Origin of the sequence: Citrobacter sp. Ce006 (assembly GCF_030336535.1) — a bacterium.
Taxonomy (GTDB): domain Bacteria; phylum Pseudomonadota; class Gammaproteobacteria; order Enterobacterales; family Enterobacteriaceae; genus Citrobacter; species Citrobacter europaeus.
This window is the reverse complement of record NZ_JAOWDO010000054.1, coordinates 68,544-86,838: the sequence shown is the minus strand read 5'-3', so window position 1 is coordinate 86,838 and position 18,295 is coordinate 68,544. Positions and strand designations below refer to the sequence as shown.

Genomic DNA, 18,295 nt, shown 5'->3' with positions numbered 1-18,295 from the left:
TCAGGGCTGCTGGCGCTGATGTGAAGGCAGAAAAATCGTCATTAGCCCCGCCATGATGCACAGCACTCCGGCAAGTGCCTTCAATGAAAATGTTCCCTGCCAGCCGGGCAGAATCATGGATGCAACCCACACCAGCACATAGCTCAGGCTGAGCAGAGCATAAGCTTTGCTCAGTGCGAGCTGGTGCAGGGCTTTATGCCAACAAATAACCGACAGTAAATAGCCGGCCAGCCCGGCATACAGAGCAAACGCCCCGATGCTAAGAGAAAATACGGCTGTGATGAATTCCTGCGGCCGCAGCATTGGCGGCAGATTATCCATCGCGAAGCCGAGACTCAACTGGGCGGCGGAGGTGATAATAACGCTACATAATCCCCAAAATATGCCCATTACACCGCACTCCCAAGAATAAAGATGCCGGTGATGATGAGCCCAACCCCCAGCCAGTGGCGCGTGGTGACGGGTTCACGCCAGATTTTCCATGCGGCCAGCGTCACCCAGACAAAGTTAAGACTCAGCATGGGGTAGGCGATGCCGACAGGAATGTTCTGCAGTACCGCGAGCCAGAGCAGCATGGCCAAACCGAGACTTGCCAGAGCAAGCCCAATCCATTGCGAAATATGACGTTTTCGCGCTCGTGCGGACACCGGTCGGGTCGCCTGCTTCTGGCATAACTGGCCGCAGACGCTGAGCATGCTGGCGAGAACTAAGGCTATCCAGATCATTTGGGTCGATACTGAATCAGGACCAGACGCCCCTGATTATCAATGTAATCAGCGGGAGGGATGGCAAGTTGATTAATATCTTCATCCTTATCAATCGAGAGCACGAGCGTAATGTTTCCTTGCTGACGATGTTGCGCTAACCAGTCGGCAAAGTCTTCCCGACTGACAAAACGCCCCTGGGCATCCGGGTAGTTAAGGCCATATTTTAACTCGCCCGTTTGTCCGTACATCATGATGTCGTCACGCTTCAGGCTCCAGGCCAGCCCCGCGGCGACGCCAACGCTATCGGTGAGAATATAACGGCTCGAGTCCAGCGACTCTTTGGTCATCTCGACAAAAAACTGTGGCTGTTTAGATTCCATCACCCGGTCAGGAATGGAAAAGCCAAACAGCAGTGCCAGTCCCAATGGGCACAGCGCTGCGAATGGCCAGTTCTTCTCGCGGTTATTTAGCGTATACCAGCCGAACAGCGTCCAGACGATAAAAATACCCCACGCACAAAACACCTTATACGTTTCGATATGCGACCAGACCGGCGTCTTTAACGGGCCCAGCGTGGAAACAATAAACGTGGCGACAATCCCGGTCACACCGAACAGAACGTTGATCCAGCCATTGACGCGCAGCGCGGCTGAGCCTTTTTCCGCGGCCTGTAGGCCGAAACGCGCCACCAATATCGCCAGCGGCGCGAAGCAGGAAAGAATATAGGTTGGCAATTTTCCTTTCGCGATGCTGAAAAAAAGGATTGGCATGATAATCCAGCTTAGCAGGTACAGTGTGCTGCGCGGAACATCTCGCTCACACCAGCCCGTACGCAGTGCGCCGGGAAGCAGCCCGAGCCACGGTAATGCGCCCGCTACAAATATCGGGATGTAGTACCAGACTGGAGCCTTGTGTTGAGCATCATCCTGCGCGAAGCGTTGAATGTGTTCGACCCAGAAGAAATAATGCCAGAAATCCGGCTCACGCCGGGCAATCGCTATTCCCCACGGCAGCACAATCACGACGCAGCCGACGACCGCCAGCAGACCGTAGAGTATGAGATCTTTCCAGCGCTTTTGTGCGAAAACCCACGGCAGTACGCTGAGCACCGGAACGGCAAGCGCCAGGAAACCCTTGGTCATTACGCCCATGCCGCAGGTTAACCCTAACAGCAAAAAGGCAGTCATTTTGCGCGTTCTGGTGGTGGCCTGCATCCCCTGCCAAAAACAACACATGCCCGCCATCAGCCAGAGCGCGATGATAGGATCAAGTACCGCGTAGGTGCCGATGCTGTATACCAAAAAAAACGTTAAAAAGATAACTGATGAGAGTACGGCGGTACGCTTATCCTGCCATAACCGCATGGCAAGCCAGGCTACCAGTAGCGCCGTCAGCAAGGTGGCAAAAATGGCCCCCGCTCTGACGCCAAAATTATTGGCGCCAAACAACCATTGCCCGATGCTGTTTAACCAGTATCCGGCAATCGGTTTTTCAAAATAACGCAGCCCTAAAAAGTGAGGAACGATCCAGTCGCCAGAGGTCAGCATCTCCCGGCTGATTTCGGCATAGCGCGTCTCATCTGGCTGCCAGAGCAGGCGACTGTTGATGGGAAGAATAAAATACAGCGCAATAAAAGCGATGAACGCCAGAGTGTAGCGGGCAGCAGATTTCATTGTGTCACACTCACCGGTTGTTGGCAGCCGAGCCACCCCTCTCTGCCGGGAATTTTGCCGCGCACGATCTGTCCTGTTGGCAGCGTATTAATATCGTCTGGTAACAGGTCACCGAGCGGGCAAAATGTGATCCCCATGTCTGCGGCACGAGTAAGCAACTCGTCAAAATCCTGATGAAAGGCGATGCCTTCAACTTCCGCATGAATGGTGTACACCGGTGTTCCTCTGCTCATCTGGATGTGGGAGAGAATATAAGAGTTGAAGTCCACCGCCTGGACCTCCTGACCAACCACTTCATCCCATGTTGGTAACGTGACGGGAATTTGCGGTGTACCTGTTTTCCCGGACGCCAGCACAGGACGGAATAACGATGTTCCCCGACAGTCGCTGTTATAGCGCAGATGGAACGTTTCTTTGGCATGGATGACGCGGTTGTCGGCACGCCATCCGGCAACCGCAGAACAGGTGACAGGCTGTCCGATGATGGCTTCAAGGGCGGATATGCCTCGTGAAATATCATCAATTAACTGTTTATCATTCCAGTTTCCGCTTCGCGCCTGCCAGGCATGGTGATCCCAGGCATGCAAACCGGTTTCATGAAGCAGGGCGGTTTGTGCAATGATCGCCGCATTAGCCTGGCCGATTTCTTTACCCGGCCATGCGGTTCCCGCCAGCAAAATATCCCATCCGTAGAGTGATGCCGCGTTTGAGCGCAGCATCTTCCACAGAAATTGTGGTTTCACAAGACGCCAGAGATGGCGCCCCATGTTGTCAGGTCCAACGCTAAAGAAAAAACTTGCCCGGACGCGATGTCGGTTCAATGTCTCCAGCAGGCGGGGCACGCCTTCGCGCGTCCCCCTGAACGTATCGACATCAATGCGCAAGCCGACTTTGGTCATGATGTGTGTTCCGTGATATCCACGCTGCGTAAGAAGAAGTCCAGCGTCTCTTCTACCGTTTCCTGCATCTCAATGCCAGGTTCCCAGTTCAGGCAGCGTTTTGCGTTGCGAATATTGGGCTTACGATGCTCAACGTCCTGATAACCTTTACCATAGTAGGTACTGCTTTCGACGTCGCGGAAACCGGCAAACGGCGGGAAGTGGTTACGCAATGGATGTTTTTCAAAGCAGGAAAGCAGCATTTCTGCCAGTTCCTGAATACTCGCTTCGTTCTCCGGGTTACCGATGTTGATAATCTCGCCGTCGCAGCGTCCGCCTTCGTTTTCAATGATGCGGTACAGGGCTTCGATACCATCGCGAATGTCGGTAAAGCAGCGTTTCTGCTTGCCGCCTTCAATCAGCTTGATCGGTGACCCTTCCACCAGATTGAGGATCAACTGGGTGATGGCGCGTGAGCTGCCGATACGCGCGGCGTTAAGGCTGTCCAGACGCGGCCCCATCCAGTTAAACGGGCGGAACAGGGTGAAGCGCAATCCCTCTTTTTCGCCGTACGCCCAGATAACGCGATCCAGCAACTGCTTAGAAACAGAGTAGATCCAGCGTGGTTTATTCACCGGACCGACGATCAGATTCGAGCTGTCCTCATCGAAGACGTTATCGGTACACATGCCGTAGACTTCGGAGGTTGACGGGAAAATAATGCGCTTATGGTATTTCACGCAGTAGCGAATGATTTTCAGGTTCTCTTCGAAATCGAGCTCAAACACGCGCAGCGGGTTGCGGGTATATTCGATTGGCGTTGCGATCGCCACCAGCGGCAGCACGACGTCGCATTTTTTCACATGATACTCAATCCATTCGGAGTGAATGCTGATGTCACCTTCGACGAAATGGAATCGCGGATGTCGCAGAAAACGCCCAATGGCGTCGCTACCAATATCGAGTCCATATACTTCATAATTATCTTCTTGCAGCAGGCGCTCGGTCAGATGGTTACCAATGAAGCCGTTAACGCCGAGGATTAGCACACGAGTACGACGTTTGCTGGCGGTAACTGACTGGCTGTTCAGACGAGAACCTGGTACCAGGCCCAGAACCTGCGCCAGTTGTGACCCCTGCATTGCAATACCATCGCCAGCTTGTCCGGTAATAATCTCCAGTGCGCCATCGGCACAGGCGATCAGCAAAGGGGATACGGAGACGACGGTGCCCGGTTGGGCCGCAAAATCATTTGTGCAAACCCGAGATGTCCAGACGGTGAACTTTTGCGTGCCGACGTAGCTAAATGCGCCTGGCCACGGATCGCTGACGGCGCGAACCTGGTTATGCAGCTCTGCGGCTGGCTTGTTCCAGTCGAGGAGGCTATCTTCCGGCGTACGGCGACCAAAGCAGGTGGCTTCTGCTTCCTGTTGGGGGCGTTCTGCATAATCTCCCGTTTTAATCGCAGGCAGCGTTTGTTCCAGCAACTGACGCGCAGCCTGGCACAATTTATGGTGCAGCGTTAACGCCACGTCTTCCGGCGAAATAGCAACGCGCTGCTGGGCAACTATGGCACCCGCATCCGCGCGTTTGACCATGCGGTGAAGCGTGACGCCGGTTTCGGTTTCGCCATTAACCAATACCCAGTTCAGAGGCGCGCGACCACGGTATTTCGGCAGCAGCGAACCGTGCAGATTAAATGCCCCCTTAGGCGCAAGACTGAGGATCTCATCACTCAGTAAATGACGATAGTAGAATGAGAAGATGACATCTGGCGCCAGTTGGCTAATGCGCTCAATCCACAGGGGATGATTGACCTCTTCCGGGGCGTAAACTGGAATACCAGCGCTGGCCGCCAGGCGGGAAACAGATCCAAAAAACGCTTTTTCACCCGGGTTGTCGGTGTGTGTAAAAATTGCAGCGATTTCATAACCTGCATCTAACAAAGCCTGGACACCCTGACATCCCATATCGTGATAGGCAAATACGACGGTTTTCATGCGCGGTTTTCCTCGTTTGACTGTGTGGTTTGTGGGCGAATAACGTGTTGAACAAAATAGCGGGGGCGGGCGCGGACATCGTTATAGATGCGACCGATATATTCGCCGAGTAAACCCATGCCAATAAACTGTGCGCCGATAAAGGTAAACAGGACGGCAAACAGCATGAATACCCCTTCCGCGGCCCACTGTGGGCCGAGCGTCAGGCGCAGAACAACAAGCACAACGGATAAGGTAAAGCCGGTGGCGGCAATCACGCTGCCCAACAGGCTCAACATACGAAGCGGCGTGGTGGTCAGACAGGTCACCAGGTCATACATCAGGTTGATCAGACGCATGAAGCTGTATTTAGAGTCACCAAATTCACGCTCTGCATGATGTACCGGGATTTCGGTGGCGCGACGGGCAAAAATATTGGCCAGAATCGGGATAAAGGTGCTGCGCTCCTGGCAATGCAGCATGGCATCGACGATGTGACGGCGATAGGCGCGTAGCATGCAACCATAGTCGCCCATCGCTTTACCGGTGGTGCGCTGAATAAGATGGTTGATCATGCGCGAGGCGGTCTTACGAAATACGCTGTCCTGGCGGTTCTGACGTACCGTACCCACCACATCGAAGCCTTCATCTGCGGTGGCAACCAGTCGGGGGATCTCCTCCGGCGGGTTTTGCAAATCGGCATCCAGCGTGATGATCAAGTCGCCGGTGACATGACTGAAACCGGCCATAATCGCCGAGTGTTGCCCGTAATTTCGATTCAGTAAAATAGAGACAATATGGCTGTTCGGTGCCTGAGACGCGTCCATCATCAACTGCGCGGAGTTGTCGCTGCTGCCGTCATCGATTAGCAGAATCTCATAGTCTTTGCCCAATTTTTCGCAGGCGGCACTGGTACGTCTGATTAGCTCTGGCAGGCTTTCCTGTTCATTAAAAACGGGAATGACCACCGAGACTTTTTTGATCGGTGCTGCTTCAAACATGGTTATTGTCCTGCAATCTCGCGAAGTGCCGTAATCACCCGCTGGGTGTCCGCTTCGGTCATGTCGGGGAATAGCGGCAGCGAGCATATGCGCGCGCTGTTCCATTCAGTATTTGGGAGCGAAAGGGTAGTGAAGCGTTCGCGGTAATATTTTTGCGTATGGGCCGCACGAAAATGCAGACCAGTACCGATATTTTTGGCCTTTAGCGCCTCCATCAGGGCATCTCTGCTCAGGCCACAGCGCGCTTCGTCAACGCGAATGATGTACAGATGCCAGGCGTGAACGTGCGACCACTGGGGCAGGCCCAGCGGTTGAAACGGGGTATCGGCCAGCGCCTGTTGATATTTCTGGGCAATTTGCGCCCGGCGTGAATTCAGTTGTCCCAGCTTATTCAGCTGTACCAGCGCGATGGCGGCATTGATATCTGTGAGGTTGTATTTGTATCCTGGCGTAAGTACTTCGGCCTGCGGCGCCCGGCCATAGGTTTGTCGATCAAATGCATCGACGCCCAGACCGTGAAACTTCAGGCTGCGAAGACGCTGGGCAAGCTGACTGTCGTCGGTGACGATTAGCCCACCTTCTGCACAGGTGATATTTTTGATGGCGTGAAACGAGAAGATTGCCGTGCCGCGCGCGCCGACATGGCGACCCTTATACAACGTCCCTACGGCGTGAGCCGCATCTTCTATAACCGGAATGCCGTAGCGCTCGCCAATGGCATAAATTGCGTCAAGGTCGGCGGGGGCGCCTGCGTAATGTACCGGAATAATGGCTTTGGTACGCGGGGTGATAGCGGCTTCAATTTGCTCCGGCGTGACCATCAGCGTATCGCGGTCGACGTCGATCATGACCGGCGCCGCACCCAGCAAAACAATCATGTTGAGGGTCGAAACCCATGTCATTGACGGCGTAATGACCTCATCGCCTGCGCCTATGCCCAGCGCCATCAACGTGATGTGCATCCCTGCCGTAGCGGAGCAGACGGCGACGGCGTGCTGATTTCCGGTGAGCTGACAGAATGCTTCTTCCAGTTGTTGGTTTTTCGGGCCGGTGGTTATCCATCCAGAGTCCAGAACCGTCTTCACAGCGGCAAGTTCTTCAGCGCCCATGGACGGGCGAGAGAAAGGCAAAAAGTCAGACATCATTATTCCTTCAAGCCATTTAACGCCACCGAAGTTTTATTTTTCGTGATAAACAGGGGGCGTTAATTATTTAATCAGGCTTCAAAGGTTAATGACTGAAGGTTAATTTATCCTTAAGAGTTTAAGGTTTGAAATTCAAAGATAAAAAGAGGGAGCGGTGATTTATTTGTTTGAATATAAAGTGTTTTTAGTCTTCATGGCGGTAATGACCTCTGTTGCTGAATACTGAGAACAATACCGCTATTGTGCACATTGTTTATATTACGTTTAAACTTGTGGGATTTACAGTAACCCTTTCAGAGTTAACGTTTTACGCGTGGCGATATTTAAGTCGTAGGTGCCGAGATCTTCCGCTTTAACCCAGGCGAATGCCTGGAACTCTTCGTTAATGTTCACTTCGCGATTCGCCGCCACACAATCGAAGATGAGATAAATCATATAAATCTCTTCCTGGCTGCCATCGGCATAAGTTTTGGTACGAATATCGTCACTGAAGGTCCATGGCGTAATTTCTGATAACACCAACTGTTCACCCAGTTCTTCTCTCACTTCCCGGCGCAAAGCTTCTTCAATACGTTCGCCTGGTTCAACACCGCCGCCAGACAGCGCCCACTGACCGGGAAACACACCGCGGTCGTCAGCCATTTTGCACAGCAAATAACAGCCATCGTTTTCAATTAATGGGCAAACAATCGTTCTTTGGCGCATAAGTTCAGTCCTTTAGGGGAGGTAGAAAAAAATTCCATCATGCACGCATCTTACCTTTTGCTGACGCTAGAAAAAATGCTTCATCAATGAATAACGCCACTTTGGCTGGGAAAACAGGATGTTTGTTGAAAACGGCCATTTGCTACGTTCACATGTATAAATGACACAAGAATTTAACCTTATCCACATCTTCTGAGTAGTATTTAGTTACAATATGTCGTTGCATCGCTTTTTTAGCTCATTGATTCCTCGTCATCTGACAGTACAATTCACCGGTTTTGGGGCTATGTTTTGATTCTTGCTGGAAAGGATAGAAAATGAAAAAAAGTTTAATGTTGGGTTTTGCCGGAATGCTGTTTTTTTCCGCGTCGGCGAGCGCGATTAGCATCAGCGGCCAGGCGGGCGAAGACTACACCAACCTGGGTTTCGGTATGGGTACTGAGACCACCGGTCTGGCTGTCAGCGGTAACTGGATGCATAACGATGACGACGGTGATGTTGCCGGACTGGGCCTGGGTCTGAATATCCCACTGGGTCCACTGTTAGCGACCGTTGGCGGTAAAGGCGTTTATACCAATCCAAACGATGGTGATGAAGGTTATGCGGCGGCGGTAGGTGGCGGTCTGCAGTGGCCGATCGGCGACAGCATTCGTCTGTTTGGTGAGTACTATTACTCGCCGGATTCGCTTTCCAGCGGTATCGACAGCTATGAAGAAGCGAATGCCGGTGCGCGTCTGACTATCCTGCGCCCGCTGAGCATAGAAGCCGGCTATCGCTATCTGAACCTGGCGGGTAAAGACGGCAACCGTGATAATGCGATTGCTGACGGCCCGTACGTTGGGGTTAATGCCAGCTTCTGATATTTCTGGCGCGGCGTTCAGTCGCGCCTTCCCCCCTCCATGCGTTATAGTGTTTTCATCATAAAAGCAGGAGAACACGATGTTAAACGTGGAGATGTTATCCACCGGGGATGAAGTGTTGCACGGACAAATCGTCGACACCAATGCCGCCTGGCTGGCCGATTTTTTCTTTAATCAGGGTTTACCGCTAACGCGTCGCAACACGGTAGGTGACAATCTTAACGATTTGGTCGCCGTCTTGCGTGAGCGTAGCGAACATGCCGATGTACTGATCGTTAACGGCGGTCTGGGGCCAACCAGCGATGACTTGAGCGCGCTGGCGGCGGCAACGGCAAAAGGCGAAGGGCTGGTGCTGCATGAAGCATGGCTCGCCGAGATGGAGCGTTATTTCCGCGATCGTGGACGCGTAATGGCGCCGAGCAACCGCAAACAGGCTGAACTTCCTGCCAGCGCGGAGTTTATCAATAATCCGGTGGGGACCGCGTGCGGGTTTGCCCTGAAGCTTAATCGCTGCCTGATGTTCTTTACGCCGGGTGTACCATCTGAATTTAAAGTCATGGTTGAGCATGAGATCCTGCCGCGTTTGCGTGAGCGTTTTTCGCTGTCTCAACCTCCGCTATGTCTGCGATTAACCACTTTTGGTCGTTCAGAAAGCGATCTGGCGCAAAGCCTGGATCCGCTGCCATTGCCTCCGGGAGTGACAATGGGCTACCGCTCCTCAATGCCGATTATTGAGCTGAAGCTGACCGGACCGGATTCCCAACGCGAAGCGATGCTGGCGCTGTGGCCCGAAGTTAAGCGGGTTGCCGGGCAGAATATGATTTTCGAAGGTACGGAAGGTTTACCCGCGCAAATCGCACGCACATTGCAGGAACGACAATACAGCCTGACGCTGAGCGAACAATTCACCGGTGGCCTGGTGGCGCTACAGCTTTCGCGTGCAAATGCTCCTTTGTTGGCAAGTGAAGTGGTGCCTCCCCAGGAAGAAACGCTGGCGCAAACGGCGCATTGGGTAACCGAGCGACGAGGCAATCACTATGCCGGGCTGGCACTGGCGATATCGGCTTTCGAAAACGAACATATTAACTTTGCGTTGGCCACGCCTAACGGGACGCATGCCTTACGCGTACGATTGAACGCTAATCGCTACAGCTTGCCGATTCGCCAGGAAGTGTGCGCGATGATGGCCCTCAATATGCTGCGCCGTTGGCTCAACGGCCAGGATGTTGCCAGCGAGCACGGCTGGATCGAAGTCGTTGAGTCGCTCACGATTTAATGATTGATAGGGAAGGCTACAAACCTTCCCTGTCTGACTCATTTGGTGACATCGTCAGGCAATAACCCAGTAATTAACCGAATCAAATCTCTATCAATTCCATTTTCCAGCATCATGCGCGCGATGCGCAAGGCTTCTTCTTGTGTACCTTTGCGTACTCCTTGCGCTAATCCTTGTTGTATCCCTTGTTCAATTCCTTGTTGCAGCCCATTGTGGTGACCTTCCTGTTTCAGCCTCTCTGCTATTGTCATTAATCTCTCCTTGTTATGTGGGGTACGTTCGGCAACTTCATGGATAAATTTGTTGACGTGACATACATCGCCGTACCGTAGCAGATAATTAAATAGCGTTTGTAGCTGGCTGTCATTAGCGGTGCTTGTAACTAAAAGCGAGACCAGACGGTCCACCAGCCCCATCAAATCACGATCGCGAATATGTTTTTGCATTAATTCAAGCAACGCGACACGCCGATGCTGCGCAATCTCATCGTCAGGTATTACGGTAATGTCGACCAGCGGAAAAGCCTCTGAATACAGTTGGCGCGCCAGTTGCGGATTATCAAATTCATCCAGCCAGTTGAGCGACCAGGGATAGGGACTTTGCTGGCCGTGATAAAACAACATGGGAACGACCAGTGGCAGCGTTTTATTTCCAGCATCAAGATGATGCTGCATCGCAGCAATAGCATAACGCATCAGGCGAAATGCCATATGCTGTACCGCTGTACTCTGATGTTCAATAACACAATAAATATAACCCTGGCCTTCGCGGGTTTTTAACGACCACAATACGTCGGAATAGTACGCGCGGAGATCCTGTTCGATAAAACTACCGGGCTCCAGCTTTAGCGTTTGCAAATCGCATATTTCACGTAATGCTGGAGGAAGGTGAATATCCAGAAAATCCCGAGCCATCTCGGGGTAAGACATTATCTTTTTAAAAACCGCATCGTGCGGTGTAGGTGTGGTGGATTTAGCCATGGTAGTCCGTCACCAGAAAGAGAAGATGGCGTGACGGTATCCGCTTCTAACATGCGTTGCATGTGGAGAATGGGGGCTTTGCGTAGATGAATCAGAGATAAATACGTCCAATTGCAACGTATTCAGTTAAGCGGAACATGATGCGCAAAAATGCCCGGTAAGCAGGACGCCACCGGGCAACAGAGTTAACCTAACGCTTTGGCAAGCAGGGTGATGGGATGTTCGCAACGCTTACTGGTAGACATCTCAATCTGCCATTTACAGGTTTCGCAGTCGGTGACGACGATATCAGCGCCGCTTTCTTCAATCTGGCGGAATAACGGTGCGCCAATGGATTGCGATGTCGGGTAGTTTTCCTTTTTAAAGCCGTATGTCCCGGCAATCCCGCAGCACTGCGAGTCCAGCACCGTTAGTTCCAGACCTGGAATTTGCCGTAGCAGTTCCAGCGTGTAGAGCGTCCAGCCCATTTTCTCCATGTGGCATGGCGTGTGATAGACCACCTTCAGCGGCAGCGTTTTCAACGGTAGCGTTTTGCCTTCATCCAGCTTGCGCCACAGCCAGCGGGTTGCCAGTTCAATGTGCTCGCGCAGGCCTGAGTTATCGACATCCAGCACTTCCGGATATTCATCACGCAGCGCAAAGGTGCAGGTGGATGAGGTGGCGATCACCGGAATGCCCTTGCCATCAATCGCTTCCCTAAGCGAAGCCACGTTGCTCACCGCCTGCTTACGCGCTTTATCGGTAAAGCCGTTGGCAATCAGCGGCACGCCGCAGCATTTCTCTTTGCTCAGCAGTTGCACCCCGGTTCCCATCGCGTTCAACACCTTGATCAGATCTTTGCCGAGCTGGGGATGGTTGTAATTCACAAAACAGCCATGGAAAAAGGCGACTTGATCCGGATACTGCGCCTGCTGTGCGGCAACGCTGCGATACCAGCGGCGGAAAGTACCAAAGGAGTACTTCGGCAGCGTACGGCGATGATCGATTTTTAGCGCGTAATCCAGCAACTGACGCACCGGTTTTAGCGAGGTGGCGGTATTCACTATCGGGGCGAAGGGGGTGGATACGCTACCCATCAAATCGGTATGGCTCAGGACAAAGTTACGTAACGACGGACGTGTAGTGTCGTATTTGGCGCGCGCGCGCTGGATGATATCGCCAATTTTCACGTCTGACGGGCAAGCTACTTCACAACGCTTACAGTTAATGCAGTATTTCAGCGCATCGTCATATAACGCGCCATCTTTCAGGCGCAGACGCTCACCGTCCGGGCCGGCCTGTTTAGGACCAGGGTAGTTCGGATTGACGCGACTTACCGGGCAGGCCGTGGTGCACACCGTGCATTTGATACAACTTTCAAAACGTGTGTCGCTCATTGCTGGCCTCCTGCACGTTTCGCAATATGATGTGCGGCATGTAAAGCGCTGACAGCGCACACGCCGCCTCCGCAACCCTGGGCGATAGGGTCGAATCCGCCGAGAACCGAACCGATGGCATACATGTTCTCTATCGTTTGTCCCGCCAGTGACGGGCGTAATCCGGCATCGGTCGTAACACCAAACTGTTGCCATGGTTGTGGGTCGAAGACGTCACGCTGATACCACTCGGCGCGAGTGGTGGTTTGCTGTACATCCAGCCCCAGGATCGGTTCATAGATAGCCTCACGCGTGGCGACCAGTCCACTGCTGAAGAAGCTGCCGCTGGCGAGCACGGCGAAGCGTGGTCGCAAAGGAATATCGGCATGATTACGGGTCCAGATTTCGCTGACCACGCCATCCTGACAGGTGATTTTCTTCACTTCATCACCCGGCATCCAGACGCCGCCCTGACGCACAAACTTGCGCTGCAATTTGTTGTGCAAACGCATACCCAGAACCGAAGGCGGTAGGGTCGGTAGCAGCGACAGCGAGCAGGGGAGGCGCTCGTTAAGCCACTGCCAGAGTCGTTCATCCGCCAGACCGAAGCAGGCTGGCATGATTATCATGTCGCAGGTTTTTGCGACCGGTAATAAAGCGTCATAGAGTAGTGACCATTTATCTTCGTTATCCAGCAGGCGCGCTATATTGACGGCGCGAAACTCGGTTGGGTTATCACGCAGGACGTCCAGCTCAGGCAGGTCGATTTCTGCCGTCTCGACGCTGAGATTGCGTTGACGCAGTGAGGCCGCGGCCAGATGCGCCTGGAAATCCAGTAAGCCGCTAATACCTACCACGCAGATACGCTGCGCGGGCAGCGGCCAGACCGGAACTTCCGGGGAACTTAACCAGGTTGAGCGCAGTGTTCCCAGCGGGGTTACGCGTTGATGTGACTGATGTACCTTGCCCTGCAAATGGGTTCCACATTCTTCCAGCAGATTTTGCGCCTGCTGGGCCAGTTCCAGAACGTTGCGGGTTCCGATGGTGCTATACGGATGTGTGGGTGCCTGAGTGCGCAGCGCATTCAGGCCCGCTTCTATATCGGTCACCGGTTGGCCATCGGGTAAGTTACTGAGCAAATCCAGTGAGCCGGAAGAAAAATGCAGGGCACTTTGGCCGCGCGTGACAATCGTGCAGCGTAAACCGCTTTTTTGCAGTTGCAGGCCGCACAGCAGTCCGGCCAGACCGCCGCCGATAATGACGGTATCAAATTTCATCCTGGTGCTCCTTTTCCAGACCGCACAATCCCTGATAGACCCAGCGCGTGAATTCGCTTTCGCGCAGCGCATCTCCCCAGGCGATAGGCTGCACGCCTTTCCAGCGCTCGTTGAGGAAATCGGAAAGCTGGGTGATAGATTGCGCGGCGGTGGTGACATTAAAACGTTGCAGCAAACCTGCGGCGCGACAGGCACATAATTCGCCCTGGCAGGTCCCCATTCCAACACGGGTACGGCGACGCAAATCCAGCAGACTGTTGACGGTTAAATTTTCGACGGCGTATTGCACTTCGCCTGCAGTGACCGCTTCGCATTCACAGACCAGGCTGCGGTGTTGACGACCTTCACTAAGCCACGCAGGGGTGCGATCGCCGTGGCGGTAGACCGCCGAGCCGCGCAGTGGTGCGGGCAACGAGATCACGCGTTTAAGCGTATGCTCGGTAGAATCCTGTGAGCCAGGCAGCGCGGTGTCTGCCGTTGTACAAGGTTGGGTATTACCCAGCTTACGGCAAACCGCATCGGTAGCCCATTCCGCCATCAGGCGGTAGGTCATCAGTTTGCCGCCGGTAATGGTGATAAATCCGTCCAGTCCGTCACGCTCTGCATGATCGAACAGCACAATTCCGCGGCTGACGTTACGTCCACTTGGATCGTCGTCACTGGCCACCAGCGGACGCACACCTGAGTAGGCGCGTAAAATGCGCGTTTTCGCCATAATCGGCGCCAGTTTCTCACCTTCACGCAGCAGAATATCGACCTCTTCTGCGGTGACGCGGTTGCTGTCTATATCGTCGTAATCAATGTGCTGCGAGGTAGTACCGATTAGCGAAATGGTATCACCGGGCACCAGAATATCGGCGTCAGACGGCTTACGGCAGCGGTTGATGACATGCTGGTTAATACGATGATCCATAATCAGCAGTGAACCTTTGGCCGGAAACATACGGATGCTCAGATCGGCATATTCCGCGATCCGCTGGCCCCAGATCCCGGCGGCGTTGACCACTACTGGCGCATGCAGGGACTGCATCTCACCCGTAAGATGGTTACGCACGTTAACGCCGCAAACCGTTGCCCCTTCGCGAATCAGTCCCGTCACTTCATGCGCTGTTAAGATAACCGCGCCATGCTCACGCGCATCCAGCATGTTGGCGGCGGTTAAGCGGAAAGGATCAACCGTGCCGTCCGGCACTTTTACCGCACCAATCAGCTGTGGGTTAACGGAGGGTTCGATAATGCGGGCCTGCTGAGGGTCGATCGCTTCTGCGCGAATACCGGCCTCTTCACAGGCGCGAATAAAGGTAGCCTGAAAGGAGAGCTCATCCTCCGGCAGGGTAATAAACAGACCGTCCGTCGGCTCAACGCAATGACGGGCGATACGTTTCAGAATTTGGTTTTCGCTGATGCACTCACGGGCAGATTCAGCATCGGTGACGGCGTAGCGCGCACCGCTGTGCAGCAGGCCGTGGTTACGTCCGGTCGCCCCTGTGGCGATATCGTGGCGCTCCACTAAGATGACGCGCAACCCGCGCAGCGCACAATCACGTGCGATCCCTGCACCAGTTGCTCCTCCACCAATGATAATCACGTCACTTGTTTGCGAGTCGCGAGTTTTCATTGTTTTTCCTCACAGTTCGTTTTTTATCATTTAGCCACATAAAAAACATGGATTGTTTGATTTCGCGCATAATCGCTCATTATTCGAAAATGAAACGTGATTTCATGCGCTTTTATGAACATTTGTCATAAATCTGTAACAATATGTGCTGCGTTTCACATTTTTGTTATGTATCTTTCCTTAACATCGCGGCCACACTGGGAGCGGTAGGGTAGTAATGACGAACTGCAGTGTTTACTTCGAATGAAAGACGGCCACGGAGGCTACACTATGTTGAGCATTTTTAAACCAGCGTCACACACGGCGCGTTTGCCTGCAGCGGAGATCGACCCGACATATCGTCGATTACGTTGGCAGATTTTTCTGGGGATATTTTTTGGTTATGCCGCGTACTATCTGGTACGTAAGAACTTTGCCCTTGCGATGCCGTATCTGGTTGAGCAAGGCTTTTCGCGTGGCGATCTGGGTTTTGCCTTGTCCGGTATCTCCATTGCTTATGGATTTTCGAAATTCATCATGGGATCCGTCTCGGATCGCTCGAATCCGCGCGTTTTCCTGCCAGCGGGTCTGATACTGGCCGCCGCTGTGATGTTGTTTATGGGCTTTGTGCCGTGGGCGACGTCGAGCATTGCGATTATGTTTGTGCTGCTGTTCCTCTGCGGATGGTTCCAGGGAATGGGGTGGCCGCCGTGTGGTCGTACCATGGTGCACTGGTGGTCGCAGAAAGAGCGTGGGGGCATAGTTTCCGTCTGGAACTGTGCGCACAACGTGGGCGGCGGTCTGCCTCCTCTGTTGTTCCTGCTGGGCATGGCCTGGTTTAATGACTGGAAAGCGGCGCTGTACATGCCTGCTTTCGGTGCGATCGTCGTCGCGCTGTTTGCTTTTGCTCTGATGCGCGACACGCCGCAATCCTGTGGCCTGCCGCCTATCGAAGAGTACAAGAACGACTACCCGGACGATTACAACGAGAAAGCGGAAGAAGAGCTGACTGCGAAGCAGATCTTCATGCAATACGTACTGCCGAACAAACTGTTGTGGTACATCGCTATCGCCAACGTGTTTGTTTATCTGCTGCGCTACGGCATCCTCGACTGGTCACCGACCTATCTGAAAGAAGTGAAGCATTTCGCACTGGATAAATCTTCCTGGGCCTACTTCCTGTATGAATATGCGGGTATTCCGGGCACGCTGCTGTGTGGCTGGATGTCGGATAAAGTCTTCCGTGGCAACCGTGGTGCGACCGGCGTGTTCTTTATGACGCTGGTGACGATTGCGACCATCGTTTACTGGATGAACCCGGCAGGAAATCCGAACGTTGATATGGCTTGTATGATTATCATCGGCTTCCTGATCTACGGCCCGGTCATGCTGATTGGTCTGCACGCGCTGGAACTGGCGCCGAAAAAAGCGGCGGGTACGGCGGCAGGCTTCACCGGACTGTTCGGTTATCTCGGCGGTTCTGTGGCGGCGAGCGCCATTGTCGGCTACACCGTTGACTTCTTCGGTTGGGACGGCGGCTTTATGGTGATGATTGGCGGTAGCGTGCTGGCGGTAATTCTGCTGGTGGTCGTTATGATTGGCGAAAAACGTCATCACGAAGAGATGGAACTGAAGCGTAACGGGGGCTAATAGATGAAAACCACATTGAAAAGTCTCAGCGTAGCGCTAATGCTGGCAGGTATGGTGGTTAGCAGCGCAGCGGTTGCCGCTGATAAAATCGTGATTGCGCACCGTGGCGCCAGCGGTTATCTACCGGAGCATACGCTGCCTGCGAAAGCGATGGCCTATGCTCAGGGCGCAGATTACCTGGAACAGGATTTGGTGATGACCAAGGACGACCATCTGGTCGTCCTGCATGACCACTATCTTGACCGCGTCACCGATGTTGCCGAGCGTTTCCCGGATCGCGCGCGTAAAGACGGGCGGTATTACGCTATCGATTTTACGCTGGATGAGATTAAATCGCTGAAATTTACCGAAGGCTTTGATATCGAAAATGGCAAAAAGGTCCAGACCTACCCAGGGCGTTTCCCGATGGGTAAATCTGACTTCCGCGTACACACTTTCGAAGAAGAGATTGAGTTTGTTCAGGGATTAAATCATTCAACCGGTAAAAACATCGGTATTTATCCGGAAATGAAAGCACCGTGGTTCCATCATCAGGAAGGGAAGGACATTGCGGCTAAAACGCTGGAAGTACTGAAAAAGTACGGGTATACCGACAAGAACGACAAGGTCTATCTGCAGTGTTTTGATGTCGCAGAGTTAAAGCGCATTAAGAATGAGCTGGAACCGAAGATGGGGATGGATCTCAATCTGGTACAGTTGATTGCGTACACTGACTGGAATGAAACACAGGAGAAAAAGCCGGACGGCAGTTGGGTTAATTACAACTACGACTGGATGTTTAAACCGGGTGCCATGAAGCAGGTTGCGCAGTATGCGGACGGCATTGGGCCGGACTACCACATGCTGGTTGATGAGAAGTCGAAGAAAGGCAATATCTTGTTAACTGGCATGGTACAGGATGCGCATCAGAACAAGATGGTGGTGCATCCTTATACCGTTCGTGCCGATCAGTTGCCGGATTACACTACTGACGTAAACCAGCTGTATGACATTCTGTATAACAAGGCGGGCGTTGACGGGCTGTTCACCGACTTTCCCGACAAAGCAGTGAAGTTCCTGAATAAAGAGTAATGGCACAAGGCCTGTGACGCACCTCCGGTCACGGGCCTTATAGGATGAAACGTTATAAACCGCTAGATAAGGCCGTCTGCTGTCAACGTTTCCATACCTGCTGCAGGAGTAATAAAGAGCTGCCGTTCACCGGCGGCTCTT

General features: G+C 53.1%; 16 protein-coding genes. 4 read left to right on the top strand and 12 right to left on the bottom strand.

Going from position 1 to position 18,295, the window contains the following annotated elements:
* The 8 genes from arnF to nudI all read right to left on the bottom strand — a co-directional run bounded on the left by arnF (window position 1) and on the right by nudI (window position 8,088).
* Complete coding sequence (gene arnF, locus OGV94_RS02015) at window positions 1-390, bottom strand: 4-amino-4-deoxy-L-arabinose-phosphoundecaprenol flippase subunit ArnF (protein ID WP_043017036.1); 390 nt, start codon at window positions 388-390, stop codon at window positions 1-3.
* Complete coding sequence (arnE, locus tag OGV94_RS02010) at window positions 390-725, bottom strand: 4-amino-4-deoxy-L-arabinose-phosphoundecaprenol flippase subunit ArnE (RefSeq protein WP_043017035.1); 336 nt, start codon at window positions 723-725, stop codon at window positions 390-392. Before arnE ends, arnF begins: the two co-directional genes overlap by 1 nt.
* Window positions 722-2,380, bottom strand: coding sequence for a lipid IV(A) 4-amino-4-deoxy-L-arabinosyltransferase (gene arnT / locus OGV94_RS02005; RefSeq protein ID WP_075145884.1), 1,659 nt, complete (start codon window positions 2,378-2,380; stop codon window positions 722-724). The genes arnE and arnT overlap by 4 nt, the downstream gene beginning before the upstream one ends.
* Entirely contained in the window at window positions 2,377-3,279 is a 903-nt protein-coding gene (gene arnD / locus OGV94_RS02000; protein WP_087051301.1) for a 4-deoxy-4-formamido-L-arabinose-phosphoundecaprenol deformylase, read from the bottom strand. Before arnD ends, arnT begins: the two co-directional genes overlap by 4 nt.
* Window positions 3,276-5,258 carry a bifunctional UDP-4-amino-4-deoxy-L-arabinose formyltransferase/UDP-glucuronic acid oxidase ArnA gene (gene arnA, locus OGV94_RS01995; RefSeq protein WP_286522493.1) on the bottom strand — a complete coding sequence of 661 codons (1,983 nt, stop codon included), beginning with the start codon at window positions 5,256-5,258 and terminating at the stop codon, window positions 3,276-3,278. Before arnA ends, arnD begins: the two co-directional genes overlap by 4 nt.
* The gene (gene arnC, locus OGV94_RS01990) at window positions 5,255-6,238 is read right to left on the bottom strand and encodes an undecaprenyl-phosphate 4-deoxy-4-formamido-L-arabinose transferase (protein WP_043017031.1); all 984 of its coding nucleotides are present in this window, start codon (window positions 6,236-6,238) and stop codon (window positions 5,255-5,257) included. Before arnC ends, arnA begins: the two co-directional genes overlap by 4 nt.
* Before the next feature lie 2 nt (window positions 6,239-6,240).
* Window positions 6,241-7,380: a UDP-4-amino-4-deoxy-L-arabinose aminotransferase gene (gene arnB, locus OGV94_RS01985; RefSeq protein ID WP_286522491.1), complete on the bottom strand. Its 1,140-nt coding sequence runs from the start codon at window positions 7,378-7,380 to the stop codon at window positions 6,241-6,243.
* Window positions 7,381-7,662: 282 nt separating this feature from the next.
* Window positions 7,663-8,088: a nucleoside triphosphatase NudI gene (gene nudI / locus OGV94_RS01980; RefSeq protein ID WP_047409832.1), complete on the bottom strand. Its 426-nt coding sequence runs from the start codon at window positions 8,086-8,088 to the stop codon at window positions 7,663-7,665.
* Window positions 8,089-8,405: 317 nt separating this feature from the next.
* Between nudI and OGV94_RS01975 the strand changes: the two genes are divergently transcribed.
* On the top strand, window positions 8,406-8,948 hold the full coding sequence (locus tag OGV94_RS01975) for a YfaZ family outer membrane protein (protein WP_043017028.1): 543 nt from the start codon (window positions 8,406-8,408) through the stop codon (window positions 8,946-8,948).
* Window positions 8,949-9,027: 79 nt separating this feature from the next.
* The gene (locus OGV94_RS01970) at window positions 9,028-10,224 is read left to right on the top strand and encodes a nicotinamide mononucleotide deamidase-related protein YfaY (RefSeq protein ID WP_043017027.1); all 1,197 of its coding nucleotides are present in this window, start codon (window positions 9,028-9,030) and stop codon (window positions 10,222-10,224) included.
* 38 nt (window positions 10,225-10,262) lie between these two features.
* On the opposite strand, the gene OGV94_RS01965 is transcribed toward OGV94_RS01970, so the two are convergent.
* The 4 genes from OGV94_RS01965 to glpA form a co-directional block, all read right to left on the bottom strand.
* The gene (locus OGV94_RS01965; RefSeq protein WP_286522489.1) at window positions 10,263-11,204 is read right to left on the bottom strand and encodes an Rpn family recombination-promoting nuclease/putative transposase; all 942 of its coding nucleotides are present in this window, start codon (window positions 11,202-11,204) and stop codon (window positions 10,263-10,265) included.
* A gap of 185 nt (window positions 11,205-11,389) precedes the next feature.
* On the bottom strand, window positions 11,390-12,580 hold the full coding sequence (glpC, locus tag OGV94_RS01960) for an anaerobic glycerol-3-phosphate dehydrogenase subunit GlpC (protein ID WP_043017025.1): 1,191 nt from the start codon (window positions 12,578-12,580) through the stop codon (window positions 11,390-11,392).
* On the bottom strand, window positions 12,577-13,836 hold the full coding sequence (gene glpB / locus OGV94_RS01955; protein WP_080626291.1) for a glycerol-3-phosphate dehydrogenase subunit GlpB: 1,260 nt from the start codon (window positions 13,834-13,836) through the stop codon (window positions 12,577-12,579). Before glpB ends, glpC begins: the two co-directional genes overlap by 4 nt.
* Complete coding sequence (gene glpA, locus OGV94_RS01950) at window positions 13,826-15,454, bottom strand: anaerobic glycerol-3-phosphate dehydrogenase subunit A (RefSeq protein WP_075145892.1); 1,629 nt, start codon at window positions 15,452-15,454, stop codon at window positions 13,826-13,828. Before glpA ends, glpB begins: the two co-directional genes overlap by 11 nt.
* A 270-nt stretch (window positions 15,455-15,724) precedes the next feature.
* On the opposite strand from glpA, the gene glpT reads away from it, so the two are divergent.
* Both glpT and glpQ read left to right on the top strand, forming a co-directional pair.
* Window positions 15,725-17,083 carry a glycerol-3-phosphate transporter gene (gene glpT / locus OGV94_RS01945; RefSeq protein ID WP_047409846.1) on the top strand — a complete coding sequence of 453 codons (1,359 nt, stop codon included), beginning with the start codon at window positions 15,725-15,727 and terminating at the stop codon, window positions 17,081-17,083.
* A gap of 3 nt (window positions 17,084-17,086) precedes the next feature.
* Window positions 17,087-18,154: a glycerophosphodiester phosphodiesterase gene (glpQ, locus tag OGV94_RS01940; protein WP_043017021.1), complete on the top strand. Its 1,068-nt coding sequence runs from the start codon at window positions 17,087-17,089 to the stop codon at window positions 18,152-18,154.
* Window positions 18,155-18,295 lie beyond the last annotated feature (141 nt).